The organism is Novosphingobium clariflavum, assembly GCF_026420865.1.
Lineage (GTDB): Bacteria > Pseudomonadota > Alphaproteobacteria > Sphingomonadales > Sphingomonadaceae > Novosphingobium > Novosphingobium clariflavum.
In genome coordinates this window covers 40,722-54,223 of the sequence record NZ_JAPCWC010000008.1, presented here as the reverse complement: position 1 = coordinate 54,223, position 13,502 = coordinate 40,722, and the positions used below count along the sequence as shown (strand labels likewise).

General features: G+C 64.8%; 12 protein-coding genes and 1 tRNA gene. 7 read left to right on the top strand and 6 right to left on the bottom strand.

The features are described from left to right. Window positions 1-40 precede the first annotated feature (40 nt). The 3 genes from truB to pnp all read left to right on the top strand — a co-directional run bounded on the left by truB (window position 41) and on the right by pnp (window position 3,719). The gene (truB, locus tag OKA11_RS12845) at window positions 41-964 is read left to right on the top strand and encodes a tRNA pseudouridine(55) synthase TruB (RefSeq protein ID WP_267220842.1); all 924 of its coding nucleotides are present in this window, start codon (window positions 41-43) and stop codon (window positions 962-964) included. 6 nt (window positions 965-970) lie between these two features. After that, on the top strand, window positions 971-1,240 hold the full coding sequence (gene rpsO / locus OKA11_RS12840) for a 30S ribosomal protein S15 (RefSeq protein WP_021232261.1): 270 nt from the start codon (window positions 971-973) through the stop codon (window positions 1,238-1,240). A 166-nt stretch (window positions 1,241-1,406) separates the two neighbouring features. Beyond that, window positions 1,407-3,719 carry a polyribonucleotide nucleotidyltransferase gene (gene pnp, locus OKA11_RS12835; protein WP_267220836.1) on the top strand — a complete coding sequence of 771 codons (2,313 nt, stop codon included), beginning with the start codon at window positions 1,407-1,409 and terminating at the stop codon, window positions 3,717-3,719. A gap of 368 nt (window positions 3,720-4,087) precedes the next feature. Here pnp and OKA11_RS12830 read toward each other — a convergent pair whose 3' ends face one another. The 4 genes from OKA11_RS12830 to OKA11_RS12815 form a co-directional block, all read right to left on the bottom strand. Continuing rightward, window positions 4,088-5,362 (bottom strand): GGDEF domain-containing protein, encoded by a 1,275-nt coding sequence (locus OKA11_RS12830; RefSeq protein ID WP_267220833.1) that lies wholly within the window; start codon window positions 5,360-5,362, stop codon window positions 4,088-4,090. Between the two features lie 144 nt (window positions 5,363-5,506). After that, the gene (locus tag OKA11_RS12825; RefSeq protein WP_267220831.1) at window positions 5,507-6,700 is read right to left on the bottom strand and encodes a GGDEF domain-containing protein; all 1,194 of its coding nucleotides are present in this window, start codon (window positions 6,698-6,700) and stop codon (window positions 5,507-5,509) included. A 78-nt stretch (window positions 6,701-6,778) separates the two neighbouring features. Next, window positions 6,779-7,510 carry a peptidylprolyl isomerase gene (locus OKA11_RS12820; protein WP_267220829.1) on the bottom strand — a complete coding sequence of 244 codons (732 nt, stop codon included), beginning with the start codon at window positions 7,508-7,510 and terminating at the stop codon, window positions 6,779-6,781. A 4-nt stretch (window positions 7,511-7,514) separates the two neighbouring features. Beyond that, complete coding sequence (locus OKA11_RS12815) at window positions 7,515-8,222, bottom strand: GcrA family cell cycle regulator (RefSeq protein ID WP_267220827.1); 708 nt, start codon at window positions 8,220-8,222, stop codon at window positions 7,515-7,517. Window positions 8,223-8,322: 100 nt separating this feature from the next. Between OKA11_RS12815 and OKA11_RS12810 the strand changes: the two genes are divergently transcribed. After that, a complete protein-coding gene (locus OKA11_RS12810; RefSeq protein WP_142632401.1) occupies window positions 8,323-9,201 on the top strand; it encodes an ABC transporter permease in 879 nt (292 codons plus the stop codon). A gap of 249 nt (window positions 9,202-9,450) precedes the next feature. Here OKA11_RS12810 and hspQ read toward each other — a convergent pair whose 3' ends face one another. Then, window positions 9,451-9,831 carry a heat shock protein HspQ gene (gene hspQ / locus OKA11_RS12805; RefSeq protein ID WP_142632402.1) on the bottom strand — a complete coding sequence of 127 codons (381 nt, stop codon included), beginning with the start codon at window positions 9,829-9,831 and terminating at the stop codon, window positions 9,451-9,453. 155 nt (window positions 9,832-9,986) lie between these two features. Here hspQ and OKA11_RS12800 point away from each other — a divergent pair. The 3 genes from OKA11_RS12800 to OKA11_RS12790 all read left to right on the top strand — a co-directional run bounded on the left by OKA11_RS12800 (window position 9,987) and on the right by OKA11_RS12790 (window position 12,348). Next, window positions 9,987-10,076, top strand: a tRNA-Ser gene (locus tag OKA11_RS12800). A 159-nt stretch (window positions 10,077-10,235) separates the two neighbouring features. Then, window positions 10,236-11,507 (top strand): tyrosine-type recombinase/integrase, encoded by a 1,272-nt coding sequence (locus OKA11_RS12795; RefSeq protein WP_267220823.1) that lies wholly within the window; start codon window positions 10,236-10,238, stop codon window positions 11,505-11,507. 16 nt (window positions 11,508-11,523) lie between these two features. After that, on the top strand, window positions 11,524-12,348 hold the full coding sequence (locus OKA11_RS12790; RefSeq protein ID WP_267220822.1) for a LexA family transcriptional regulator: 825 nt from the start codon (window positions 11,524-11,526) through the stop codon (window positions 12,346-12,348). A gap of 214 nt (window positions 12,349-12,562) precedes the next feature. Here OKA11_RS12790 and OKA11_RS12785 read toward each other — a convergent pair whose 3' ends face one another. After that, window positions 12,563-13,375, bottom strand: a complete 813-nt coding sequence (locus OKA11_RS12785) for a DNA adenine methylase (RefSeq protein ID WP_267220976.1) — start codon at window positions 13,373-13,375, stop codon at window positions 12,563-12,565. Between the last annotated feature and the right edge of the window lie 127 nt (window positions 13,376-13,502).

The window sequence follows — 13,502 nt, the reverse complement described above, 5'->3', positions numbered from 1 at the left end:
GGGCGTTGACATCGCCGCCTGCCTCGCCTTGGGGAAGGGCATGAGCGAAACCCTGAAGACGCCGCATGGCTGGATCATTCTCGACAAGCCGCTGGGCCTCGGCTCGACCCAGGCGGTTGCCGCCGTGAAGCGCAACTTGCGCGAGGCGGGCTATGGCAAGAAGGTCAAGGTCGGCCACGGCGGCACGCTCGATCCGCTGGCCACCGGCATCCTGCCGGTTGCCCTCGGCGAGGCGACCAAGCTGACCGGGCGGATGCTCGATGCCAGCAAGACCTACGCGTTCACCGTGCGCTTCGGCGAGGAGACCGACACGCTCGACCTTGAGGGCAAGGTCATCGCCACCAGCGTCGTCCGCCCCTCGCAGGCCGAGGTGGAGGCCGTGCTGCCGCGCTTCACCGGCCCGATCGAGCAGGTGCCGCCGATCTATTCGGCGCTGAAGGTCGATGGCGAGCGCGCCTACGATCTGGCGCGCGCCGGGCAGGAGGTCGAAATGAAGTCGCGCAGCGTGACGATCTTCGAACTGAGCCTCGAGCGATTCGATGCGGAGGAGGGCGCTACCCTGCGGGCCCACGTCTCCAAGGGCACGTACATCCGGTCCCTTGCACGCGACATCGCACAGGCCCTTGGAACCTGCGGAACAGTCTCCATGCTACGCCGCGTAAAGGCCGGTCCGTTCGACCTGTCTCACGCGATTTCGCTGGACAAATTGAACGAAATCGGCAAGGGGGCAGCGCTTGAACAGATACTCTTGCCACTGGAGGTGGGGCTGGACGACATCCCGGCCATCGACCTCGGTTCGGAGCAGGCAAGAGCGGTCCGCCAGGGCCGCGTTCTGACCGGACTGCCTTATGAAGACGGGCTGCATTGGGCGCGAGAAGGGATCACACCCGTCGCGCTGATGGAGCTTTCGGGCGGAGAAGCCCGCGTCGTCAGAGGGTTCAATCTATCGGATGTCGCGGAGTAAAGTACTATGTCGGTTACCGCTGAAAAGAAGCAGGACATCATTTCGGACAACGCACGCGTCGCTGGCGACACGGGCAGCCCGGAAGTTCAGGTCGCGATCCTCACCGAGCGCATCCGCAATCTGACCGAGCACTTCAAGGCTCACCACAAGGACAACCACTCGCGTCGCGGTCTGCTGGCCATGGTCAACAAGCGCCGCTCGCTGCTCGACTACCTGAAGAAGAAGGACGTCGCGCGGTACAACGCCCTGATCCAGAAGCTGGGTCTGCGTAAGTAAGACTTAACGGGAAGCGGCCCCTAGCGGGCCGCTTCTTGCATCAGGGGCTCCTTCGCAATCCGGCGGAGGGCCTGAGGGTCGAAACGGCCCCATACCGGACCGGGACGGCATACCCGGCAGTAAACCCCGCCGCGCAATAGGGCCGGTGGGCTGAGGAAAACCTCTTATGTTCGACGTCAAAACCGTAAGCATGGAGTGGGGCGGCAAGACGCTCACTCTCGAAACCGGCCGCGTGGCCCGTCAGGCCGACGGCGCGGTCCTCGCCACCTATGGCGAAACGGTCGTGCTCTGCGCGGTGACCGCCGCCAAGTCGGTGAAGGAAGGCCAGGACTTCTTCCCGCTGACCGTGCACTACCAGGAAAAGTTTTCGGCCGCCGGCCGCATTCCGGGTGGCTTCTTCAAGCGTGAACGCGGCGCCACCGAAAAGGAAACGCTGACCAGCCGCCTGATCGACCGTCCGGTCCGTCCGCTGTTCCCCGAAGGTTTCTACAACGAAATCAACGTCATCGCCCAGGTCCTGAGCTTTGACGGCGAAACCGAGGCCGACATCGTGGCGATGATCGCCGCTTCGGCTGCGCTGACCATCTCGGGCGTGCCGTTCATGGGCCCGATCGGTGCCTGCCGCGTCGGCTTCGTCGATGGCGAATACACCCTGAACCCCAAGCAGACCGCTGCGCTGGCCGATGGCCGCCTCGATCTCGTCGTCGCCGCCACCGGCGATGCCGTGATGATGGTGGAATCGGAAGCCAAGGAGCTGACCGAGGAAGAGATGCTGGGCGCCGTCATGTTCGCGCATGACGAATGCCGCAAGGTCGTGAACCTCGTGATCGACCTCGCCGAGCAGGCTGCCAAGGACCCCTGGGAAATCGACCTGTCGGACAACACCGCCGACATCAAGGCGAAGCTCAAGAAGGCCGTCGGCAAGGACGTCACCGCTGCCTACAAGCTGACCGACAAGTCGGCCCGCGCCAACGCCCTCAACGCCGCGCGCGCCAAGGCGAAGGAAGCGTTCTCGGACGAAACCCCGCAGACGCAGATGGTCGCCATCAAGACCATGAAGAAGCTGGAAGCGGAAATCGTTCGCACCGCCATCCTCAAGGACGGCAAGCGCATCGACGGCCGCAAGCTCGATCAGGTCCGCCCGATCGAATCGATGGTCGGCTTCCTGCCGCGCACCCACGGTTCGGCGCTGTTCACCCGCGGTGAAACGCAGGCGATCTGCACCACCACGCTGGGCACCAAGGACGCCGAGCAGATGATCGACGGCCTCGAAGGCCTGTCGTACTCGTCGTTCATGCTGCACTACAACTTCCCGCCCTACTCGGTCGGTGAAGTGGGCCGCTTCGGCGCCCCGGGCCGTCGTGAGATCGGCCACGGCAAGCTGGCATGGCGCGCGCTGCACCCGGTGCTGCCCGCCAAGGAAGACTTCCCCTACACCATCCGCATCCTCTCGGACATCACCGAGTCGAACGGCTCGTCCTCGATGGCGACGATCTGCGGCGGCTGCCTTTCGATGATGGACGCCGGCGTGCCGCTGGCCCGTCCGGTTTCGGGCATCGCCATGGGCCTGATCCTGGAAGGCGACGAGTTCGCGGTCCTCTCGGACATCCTGGGCGACGAGGATCACCTCGGCGACATGGACTTCAAGGTGGCCGGCACCGAGAACGGCATCACCACGATGCAGATGGACATCAAGATCGCCGGCATCACCAAGGAAATCATGGGCAAGGCGCTGGAGCAGGCGAAGGCCGGCCGCGCGCACATCCTGGGTGAGATGAACAAGGCTCTGGGTTCGGCCCGCACCGAACTGTCGGCCCACGCACCGCGCATCGAGACGATCCAGATCGACAAGTCGAAGATCCGTGACGTCATCGGCACCGGCGGCAAGGTGATCCGCGAGATCGTTGCCGAAACCGGCGCCAAGGTCGACATCGACGACGAAGGCGTGATCAAGATCTCGTCTTCGGACGTGAACCAGATCGAAGCCGCCAAGAAGTGGATCCTCGGCATCGTCGAGGAAGCGGAAGTCGGCAAGATCTACACCGGCAAGGTCGTCAACATCGTCGACTTCGGTGCCTTCGTGAACTTCATGGGCGGCAAGGACGGCCTCGTCCACGTCTCCGAAATGAAGAACGAGCGTGTCGAGAAGCCGACCGACGTCGTCAAGGAAGGCCAGGAAGTCAAGGTCAAGGTCCTCGAGATCGACCCGCGCGGCAAGGTTCGCCTGTCGATGCGCGTCGTCGACCAGGAAACCGGTGCCGAGCTGGAAGACACCCGTCCGGCCCGCGAACCGCGTGAACCGCGCGGCGATCGCGAAGGTGGACGTGGTGGCGACCGTCGTGGGCCGCGCCGTGATGGTGGCCGTGGCGGCAACGATCGTGGTCCCCGTGGTGAAGGGCGCGGTCCCCGCGGTCCGCGCGGCGGCGACAACGGTGGCGGTGACCCCGACCACATGCCGGCGTTCCTGAAGGAAGACTGATCGCAAGGCGATCAGTGGCCTTTGACGGGCACTGACGGTAAAGCGGTCGGTGCTCCGAGGTCGCTCGGAACATGAAGCGCGCCCGGACTCCTGGAGTTCGGGCGCGTTTTCATGTGCATGCAAGGTGCGCTGCCGCGCCTCTGCCCGGCGATGGGTTGCGGGTCTGCGATGGATACGGTCCGCCCAAGGGCAAGGGCGAGGGGATCAGCACCGGAACGATGCTGTTCGGCCTTGCCGCGAAAGAGCGTGACATCTGCCCGGGGGGTGAACGCCGATCTGGCGGCTCTGCCGCGCCGCTTGGAGCGTTTTCTAATCAGGTGGAATTACCTGATGACTCGGAAACTGCTTTAACCCGGCTCTTGCCCGGATCAGCCGGTGACGGTCAGGCGCGGCGCCGGAACTTCGTCCCGCTTGCCGCGCCGTTCGGCGACAACCACGCGGTTCTTGCCGCCTTGCTTGGCGGCGTAAAGCGCGCAGTCGGCGCCGGGGACGACATCTGCGGCCTTGGTCGCGGTCTCCGGCACCGAGGCGATGCCGAACGAAGCGCTGATCGCCACGCCGTGCGCCTCCGAAAGGCTCTCGATCCGCTTGCGCAGGACTTCCGCCTTGGTTGCCGCGTTGTCGAGACTGCACTTGGGAAGGATCAGGACGAGTTCCTCGCCGCCGTAGCGGGCAACGACATCGGAGGGACGCAGTGCTCCGACGAGCTGTGCGGCGACGTCGCGCAGAACAGCATCGCCCTTGGCATGGCCGTACTCGTCGTTGACGCGCTTGAAGTTGTCGAGATCGACCATGACCACCGAGGTGGCGGTGCCGGTGCGCTCGGCAAGGCTGATGTAGCGTTCGAGCGCGTCTTCCATGTAGCGGCGGTTGTAGAGCCCGGTCAGCGGATCGCGCAGCGACTGGGTGCGCAGCTTTTCGCGCAGGGCGATGTTGGAAAGCGCGAGCGACATCGAATCGGCCAGGGCGCGGGCGATGCGGTGGATGTCGGTGTTGCGTTCCATGGCATCCACCGCCGCGCTTGCCAGCATCAGCAGGCCGACCACCTGGCCGCGCGCCATCATCGGTTTTTCGATCGTGGTGCCCGAGCCGACCGCATGCATGCAGCTCAGGGTGCCGTGGGCGGGCGCATTGACGTGGGCTTTGCCGCGCTTGAGCGCCCAGCAGTTACCGGGCAGCAGGCTGGCGGCGGGCTGGAACGAATCGGAGTGTCCCCAGGACTTGGCAAGGTCCAGCCGGTCGCGCGAATTGTTGAAGACGTAGAGGGCGCCGCCGAATTCCGGCAGCAGGCGCAAGGCCGTGGCCATCAGCACGGCACCGGCGTCGTCGTAGTCCTCTGCGGCCTGGAGCATGTCGGTCATCGCGAACAGCTCCTCGACCTGGCTGTGGGCGTTGCGCGCCTCGTCGACCAGCCGGATGTGGTCGTCCAGTTCGGCGACCGCGCGGCGCCCCATGAGCACCCCCACGAAGAGCGTGAAGAGCGAACAGGCGGCGGCGACGGTGGCAAGGGCGCGGGCGGTTTCGCCCTGAGCGAACATGGCGGTGAGAGCGCAGGCAGTGCAGACGGCCTGCACGAGGTGGAGCGTGAAACGCCGGGCCGAGGCGGTCCTTTCCTTTGGCGACAGGATACTTTCGTGCTGCACGATCGTTCACCCAGGTTCGTTTCAAGGCAAGCCTAGGTAGGAGTCGCTAATAAACAGTAACTTTCGAAACGGGATTTTCGGATTACATTTTCGACACTTGCATATGGTGAGGGCGGTCTTGCAAAATACTGATGTTAACCATGTTCAAGTTGCAATGCCTTCGCCCGGATCCTCGAGGCTGGCAATGAACACGCGGTTGCGCCCGGCATCCTTGGCCCGGATCAGCGCTTCGTCGGCGGCGCGCAGGGCGGCGCGGGGGCTGTCGTAGGCGTGGACATCGGCGAGGCCCGCGGAGAAGCTGACGCGGCCGAACGGCGTGTCGGTCCAGCGATTGACCAGTTTGCGGGCGGCCATGTCCTCGCGCAGGGCGTCGAGCGTGGCGAAGGCTTCGTCCAGGCGTTTGCCGCGCAGCAAGGCGACGAATTCCTCGCCGCCGTGGCGGGCGACATGGCAGGTGTCGCTGGAAATCCTGGCGAGGGTCTGGGCGACCGTGCGAAGTACCCGGTCGCCGGCATCGTGGCCATGCATGTCGTTGATCCGCTTGAAGTGGTCGATGTCGCAGAAGGCGACGCAGAGCGGCTCGCCGGAGGCATGGCATTCGGCGTGTTGCTGCTTGAGCACGGCCTCGAAGGCGCGGCGGTTGGGCAGGCCGGTGAGGTGATCGATCTCGGCCTCGCGGCGCGCGTCGATCAGGTTCTTCTGCAGGACCTGGGTTTCGCGTTCCGAGCGAGTCAGTGCGCGCTCGATGTCGCGGGTGCGGGTGATCATGTCCTTGGCGAGCGCGGTGAGTTCGAGGATCGTGCGCTGGGCCTCCTCGTCACTGCGCGCCGCGCCGCGCCGGGCCGAGGCGCCGTGGAGGCCGACGTGATCGGCATGAGCCTCGAGCGCGGAGTTGTAATCGCTGGTGGCGCTGCGTGCGGCGCTGGCGGTGGCGGCGAATTCGCACAGCGTGGCTTCCAGCCGATGGATCAGGACGTGGATCTGCTCGATACCGTCGCGGCGGCCGAGTTCGCTGATACGGTCCTCCAGCCAGTAGAGCGTCACCGGTTCGCGCTGACCGACCCGCTCCGCCACGTCCTTGCCCAGGCAGGGGTCGGCGCCGGTGATGATGTCGTGGGCAGCTTCGAGCGTGAAGGGCGTGACCGGCAGGCGGTGGGTGAGCAGGAAGCGGGCGATGTCTTCCAGCGTCTGGCGCCGCCGCTTGTCGCGCGAGGTTTCGTGGAATAGCGGCGCCGGGGCCTGGTCCTCGGGGGCATGGACCGGGCGGGAGCCGGCGCCGCCCAGTCCGAACCAGCGGCGCAGGCCGCTGCGGGCCATGGAGGGATCGTAGGCGGTCATCCCATGCGTCAACGGCCGTGAACGCGTGAAATTAAGTCCGGATAATCCCGGATCCTGCTGGCCGGGACAGGAAAGGGGCTATTGTGCGGGGGCAGGCGCGCGGCGGGCGCTGAGGATTTTCACCGGCGGCTCCAGCATCTGGCCGCGCATCACGCCTTCGCCCTTGGTGGCCGAGCGCGGCGCGTCCCAGATCTTGCGGACGACATCCATGCCCGAGACGACATGGCCGAACGCGGCAAAGCCGGGGCGCAGGTCGGGATTTTCGGACGCGGGGCTGGCGTCGAGTGACAGCACGTCGCCGATCATGATCGTGAAGTCGGCGGTGGCGGTGCCGGGGGCATAACGCGCCATCGAGATCGTACCCGAAGTGTGGTGCAGGCCGGTCACGTTGGTCGGCTCGTGCGCGACGGGGGCAAGTACCTTGATGCCCTGGAGGCCGCCCTGCAGCAGGCCTGAGGGCTCATCGCCCCAGTCGAGATGCATGGCGCGGTAGAACGTGGTTCCGTCGAACTTCTTCGCGTCGACGTACTTCAGGAAATTGGCGGTGGTGAGCGGCGCGTGAGTCTTGTCGAGCGCCAGCAGGATCGTGCCCTGGCTGGTGACCATCGCGACATAGGCGTATTCGATCGGCGTTGCCGCCGGGGCAGGCGGCGTGGCCCCTGTCGTTGTCGTTGTTGTCGCAGGCGTCGTCGCGGCCGGTTGCGCCATGGCCGGAGCCACTGCGGCAAGTGTCATGGCCAGCGCGGCGGCCATGACGGGCACGGCAAGACGCCGGTGGAAGCGGGCGCCTGGCCGTGCCGTCGTGGTCATCGGATCAGCGTACCCGCGGTCCGCCGAACGGCAGCGGCGGAGGGGGACGGCGCGCACCGCGCGGCAGCTGGGCCTGATAGGCACGGCCGCAATGCTCGACGCAATAGGGGAACCCGGGGTTCACTTTCTCGCCGCAGAAGTGGAAGTCCGGTTCGCCCGGGTGGCCCATCGGCCAGCGGCAGACGCGGTCGCTAAGGTCAAGCAGGCTGGTCTTGTCGGCGATTTCCGGGCTCGGCTTGGCCGGAACCAGACGGCGCGGCGGGGCCGGCGGGATCGGCTGCTGCTGATCGCCGGGGCCCTGGCGCAGGAAGCCGCCGGGGCCGACCGAAACGACGCGCGGGCCGGTGGGCGCCGGCGGCGGCGCATCGGCGGCCTGCGGAGCTGCCGGTGCCGGTTCGGGCGCGCGCGGCGCCGGGGTTGGCGCGGGGGTTGCCGGGGCTGCGGGGGCGGCGCGCACGACGGGCGCCGCGGCCTGCGGGGCCGGAGCGGGTGCTCGCTCTTCAGCGGGCTTCACCTTTTTCGGTGCGGCAGGGCGCGCCGGCTTCTCGTTCGCCTTCACCGGCGAAGGGCGGGCCTTGAGGCCGAGGCGATGGGCCTTGCCGATCACCGCGTTGCGGCTGACGCCGCCAAGCTCGTCCGCGATCTGGCTGGCGGTGGCACCGCCTTCCCACATCTTGGTCAGCTTATCGATCCGCTCGTCCGTCCAGCTCATTCCTGTTCCATCTCGTTCGTCAGGGGCGATACGCGAGAATCGCCCCGAAATTCCTAGCCACGACTTGCGTTGGGAAGTCGCAGCCGATACTCGCCGCTCCATGGTCGATCAAACGAATTCGTCCGATCTGCAGACCCCAGAGGGCATCGTGCAGCCACGCCACTTCCCGGCAAAGGGAGAACCCCTGATACACCAGGTGAACTGGGAGGGGCTCAAGACCCTTTATATGAAGGAGGTGCGACGCTTCTTCAAGGTCCAGACCCAGACGATCTGGGCACCGGCGATCACCACGCTGCTGTTTCTGGTGATCTTCACGGTGGCGCTGGGCCGCGGCGGGCGTGAAGTGCTGGGTGTCAATTTCGCGACGTTCGTGGCGCCGGGCCTCATCGTCATGGGGATGATGCAGAACGCTTTTGCAAATTCCAGCTTCTCGTTCCTGGCAGGCAAGATCCAGGGCACCATCATCGATTACCTGATGCCGCCGCTGAGCGAGGGCGAACTGATGCTGGCGCTGGTCGGTGCTTCCGTCACCCGCGCGGTGCTGGTCGGCCTTGCGCTTTGTGCCGCCATGCTGCTGTGGCCGGGGGTCGACCTGACCGTGCATCACCCCTGGGCGGTGGTGTGGTTCGGCCTGTGCGGTTCGGTGTTCCTGGCGCTGCTGGGCCTGCTCTCGTCGATCTGGGCGGAGAAGTTCGACCACAACGCTGCCGTCACCAACTTTGTCATCGCCCCGCTCTCGCTGCTGTCGGGCACGTTCTACGTGATCGACAACCTGTCGCCCGCATTCCAGGCGGTCAGCCGCTTCAACCCGTTCTTCTACGTGATCTCGGGCTTCCGATTCGGTTTCCTGGGGCAGAGCGACATCGGCAATTCCAACGAGGCCGTGCTGCACAGCGCGATCGGCCTGGGTGTCGTCAATGCCCTGTTCGCCTTTGCGGTCTACCGGGTGCTGCGTTCGGGCTGGAAGCTGAAGGGCTGATCCTGCCGCTCGTTTGGGCAGAAAAAAGCCCCGGACGCAGGCAGCGTCCGGGGCTTTTTTTGTGTCAGTGGCTCGGCGGCGTGGATTGATTCCGACATTTGAGCGCGCCCTTGCCGATAGGGTGGCAAATGTCAGAATCGAACCACTAGAGCGTTTTTCGAACGGAGTGGAACACGCAGTGACTCGGAAAAACGCGGAAAACAAATAATCTGGAGAGCCCGATCTGATTCAATCAGATCGGAAAACGCTCTAGTGCGCGAGACCGTGGCGCAGGCGGTAGCGCCCGTTCTTGAAGGCCTCGAACAATTGCGGGACCGTCGGATGGTCCACCGGGCCGCCCTCGGCATCGCCGGTCAGGTTCTGCTGGCTGACATAGGCTACGTAGCTCGATTCCTCGTTCTCGGCGAGCAGGTGGTAATAAGGCTGGTCACGCTCGGGACGAATGTCTGCGGGGATCGATTCGTACCATTCCTCGCTATTGGCGAAGACCGGATCGATGTCGAAGATGACGCCGCGAAAGTCGTGACTGCGGTGGCGGACGACGTCGCCGATCGCAAAACGCGCCTTCGTCTGGCGCGGTGCGTCGATGATTTTGCCGGCCTGTGGTGAGAAAAACGACGCCCTGTTCATGGACACAATATAGAGGTGGGGGTGGGGGCTCACAAGTTTGCCTGTGGATTGTTCCCCATTTTTTGAAAAAAGAGGGCTTGGCAAGAGCGATTGCGCCAGCTAGAGGCGCGCTTCCCGACCCGATGGAGACCTTCCATCGCTATCGCATCTCTAGCGGAGAGGTGGCAGAGTGGTCGAATGCGCTGCACTCGAAATGCAGTGTACGGGCAACCGTACCGTGGGTTCGAATCCCACCCTCTCCGCCAAGAGCCTTTCCCACAAGTTCCCAGAAGTTCCTCAACCCCTTTACAAAGCGCTGATTTCAGCGGATTTGGCGGGTGGAGTTGTTCCCAGTAATACCCAGGAGTGCGACAGCAATCCGGGGGCATTGTTGGGGCACCGGAACCGACGAGTGGGGGCATCGGGTGCTAACCGATCAGCAGTGCAAGAATGCGAAGGCGGATGGCAAGGACCTGAAGCTCGCCGACGCACAGGGCTTGCATCTGTACGTTACGAAGTCCGGCTACAAAAGCTGGCGCCTCAAGTATCGGTTCGGCGGCAAGGAACGGCGGATCGTCTTCGGGGCGTACCCGGAAATCTCGCTGAAGCAGGCGCGGGAGCTCAAGGACGACGCGCGCCGGGATCTGCGCGAGGGACGCGATCCGGGGGACGAGTACAAGCGCAGATCCGCACGCCGAACGACGGCGCCGGACGAATCGACGGCGTTCAAGGTGATGGCGCTGCGCTGGCACGAGCTCCAGAAGCCTTTGTGGAAGCCGGTGCACTTCAACGACGTGCTGCTAAGCCTGGAGCGGGAAGTGTTCCCTGTGATCGGGCACATACCGATCGGCGACATTCGTGCACCGCAGATTCGCGAATTGCTCCAGGCCGTTCAGGCCAAGGGCGCAATCGAATCGGCGCATCGCCTTCGCCAGCGGATTTCGGCGATCTTCAGGTACGCGATCGCGCACGACCTGGCCGAGAGCGATCCGGCGTCAGCAATCAGCGATGCGCTTCAGCCCGTGGTCAAGGGGAAGCAACCGGCGCTGTTGAAGCTGAAGGCCTGCAAGGGCTTCATTCGGGCGTTCGAACAGGAACCCGGCCATCCGCAGACGAAGCTGGCCTCGCGGCTACTGGCGCTGACGGCCGCGCGGCCGGGGACGGTGCATATGGCCGAACTGGACGAGTTCGAGGATCTCGACGGCGAATCGCCAATCTGGCGGATACCGGCGCAGAAGATGAAGCTCTCGCGGGCGAAGTCCGAGCGCGAGGAATTCGAGTTCATCGTTCCGCTATCACGGCAGGCAGTGGAGACGATCAAAGTGTCGGCCGAGTTCGCCGGCAACCGGAAGTACTTGTTCCCGTCTGCCAGGCATTCGCATCGGCCGATGACCGAGAACACGTTGAATGTCGCGTATCGGCGCTTGCCGCTATTCGCCGGCCGGCATGTTCCGCACGGGTGGCGGTCCAGCTTTTCCACGATCATGAACGAGCGTGCCGTCGATCTCGATCGTCCGGCCGATCGGGCGATCATCGATCTGATGCTCGCCCATCAGCGCGAAGGGGTGGAGGCCACCTACAACCGAGCGGCGTACATGGTTCGCCGGCGCGAGCTCGCACAGGAGTGGGCGGATCTGCTCATGGATGGAATGCAGCCAGCCGCGGTGCTGATCGATATCAAGCGCCGCGTGCGCTGACGAAGGACGGCCGCGCATGACGGCCGCCACTCCCCGGCACGACGCGTCGCCGTTTGGCCTGGTCGCCGCCCGCGTAGCCAAGACAACGCTTTGTAGGAAGGCGCGCGCCCTGCTCGAGCGGGGCGACAGTCCGCGTTCCGGCGAAAGGGTCTGGCGCAACTCGTACACCGAAGGAACGATCGAGGATCGGGTTTGGAAGCCGATTCACGATGGGTCGAAGCGCGGAGGCAAGCGCTGGACCAAAGCGCTGCTCAAGGCGGCGAAGGATTTCGAGAACCGCACGCGCCGTGAGCGCCGCGAAAAGGAGCCCGGCGTGCGCAACGGCGCCCTGGGCGAAGTTGGTATTGCCGTGCTCGAGTATCTCTACGAACTGGTCGACTATGCAACCGGGCGGCTTGAGCCTTCCATCCAGCGTATCGCCGACGACATCGGTCGTTCCTATTCGGCCGTCCACAAGGGGTTGTGTCGTTTGCGCAAGGAAGGCTTCATCCACTGGATGCGGCGTTCGCGTCCGGTCGACAATCCGGAGCCGGGCGGCCAGCAGGTGGAACAGATACAGAACGCCTATGCGTTGCTGATCCCGCAAGGCATGAAGTCGTGGCTGGCATCGCTTCTCAGAAAGGCGCCTACGCCGGGCTGTGAAGAGGACCGCCGCAAAAGCGACAAGGAAGCCTACGAGGCGATGCTTGTGGGCCTGACGGCCGAGGAGCGCCACGTGACGACCTGGAACGGCGACAGCCTGCTGGGCGAGACGCTGAGGAGGCTGGCGGCCTCCCTCGACGCGCGTGATCTCCGCAGGGGCGAATCGTCCACCAACGGAGAGACCGGGGGATCATACTGATCCAATGACGAATTAGGGCGCTTCGGCGCCCTAATGCTCCGGCTTCGCCCCGGTTTGTTCCGTCCCCCGAGGCCTCTAGGTCATATCCGTATCTATACGTAGCGCCGGTCGCACCGGCGCGTGAGGGCGGCTGCGCCGCCCAGGGGTGTCCAGGGGGCCGGGAGCGAAAGCCGTGCCAAGCTGCGGCCTTGCCCCGGCATCTACTGGCGCTCTGTCAAACGGGCGCGAAATTGCTGATGATCAGTTCGTTCACGCGTTTTGCACCGCCGGTCGAGGCGGTCGACAGGGACCACGTCGTCTCGATGTCCTTGATGTCGAAGGCCGAGAAGATCTCCCGCACTTCAGGCGTATCGTTGATCGAGAGAAGGAACTTGCCGCGCGCGGCGCCGAGGATCGCGGCTAGGCGTTCGAAGTCGGCACGATCGAATGCGCCGGCGCCGTAGTCGGTCTCGCAGCCAAAGTAGGGCGGATCGAGATAGAATAGGGCGCCCGGCCGATCGTAGCGCGGAATGAACTTCTCATAGGGCAACTGCTCGATCACAACGCCGGCGAGCCGCTCATGGATTTCGGCGAGGAGCGGCTCGAGCTTAGTGAGGTTGAAGCGCGCGCCATTGGCCGCGTCCACGCCGAAGGTCCGGCCCACGATTTTGCCGCCGAATGCCAAGCGTTGAAGGTACAGGAATCGCGCAGCGCGTTGCAGATCCGTCATGCGATCGGGGTCCATCCCACGCAGCCGCTCGAATTCGGCGCGGCTTGAAACTCGCCACTTCAGCATGTCGATGAAATACGGGTAGTGCTCCTGCAGCACTCGGAAGAAACTCGCGACATCGCCCGAGATATCATTGATGACCTCGGCCTTTGGCCGCCTGGACCGGCGTAGGAAGATCCCGCCCATTCCGACAAACGGCTCGGCGTAGGTTTCGTGCGCAGTGCGATCGATCAGGGCGCAGATTCGGCGAGCGAGATTGCGCTTGCCACCTTGGTAACCAGCTGCTGGGGAAACTGGTTTAACACTCTGTATTGACATGATTTTTGTATTGGTATCCAAGACCCCACCCGCGAGCGGGTGCGGGGCGGCCGGCAGGCCAGCTGTGTCGTGGCGAGCCAATACTCGTCGGTGGCCGGGGTGCATCCCGGAAACCCCCGCCCTCCGC

Excerpts from the sequence above, each read along its gene's own strand:
- truB (WP_267220842.1), top strand. The coding sequence starts at position 41 with ATGAGCGAAACCCTGAAGACGCCGCATGGCTGGATCATTCTCGACAAG.
- rpsO (WP_021232261.1), top strand. The coding sequence starts at position 971 with ATGTCGGTTACCGCTGAAAAGAAGCAGGACATCATTTCGGACAACGCA.
- pnp (WP_267220836.1), top strand. The coding sequence starts at position 1,407 with ATGTTCGACGTCAAAACCGTAAGCATGGAGTGGGGCGGCAAGACGCTC.
- OKA11_RS12825 (WP_267220831.1), bottom strand. The coding sequence starts at position 6,700 with ATGACCGCCTACGATCCCTCCATGGCCCGCAGCGGCCTGCGCCGCTGG.
- OKA11_RS12820 (WP_267220829.1), bottom strand. The coding sequence starts at position 7,510 with ATGACCACGACGGCACGGCCAGGCGCCCGCTTCCACCGGCGTCTTGCC.
- OKA11_RS12815 (WP_267220827.1), bottom strand. The coding sequence starts at position 8,222 with ATGAGCTGGACGGACGAGCGGATCGATAAGCTGACCAAGATGTGGGAA.
- OKA11_RS12810 (WP_142632401.1), top strand. The coding sequence starts at position 8,323 with ATGGTCGATCAAACGAATTCGTCCGATCTGCAGACCCCAGAGGGCATC.
- hspQ (WP_142632402.1), bottom strand. The coding sequence starts at position 9,831 with ATGAACAGGGCGTCGTTTTTCTCACCACAGGCCGGCAAAATCATCGAC.
- OKA11_RS12790 (WP_267220822.1), top strand. The coding sequence starts at position 11,524 with ATGACGGCCGCCACTCCCCGGCACGACGCGTCGCCGTTTGGCCTGGTC.
- OKA11_RS12785 (WP_267220976.1), bottom strand. The coding sequence starts at position 13,375 with ATGTCAATACAGAGTGTTAAACCAGTTTCCCCAGCAGCTGGTTACCAA.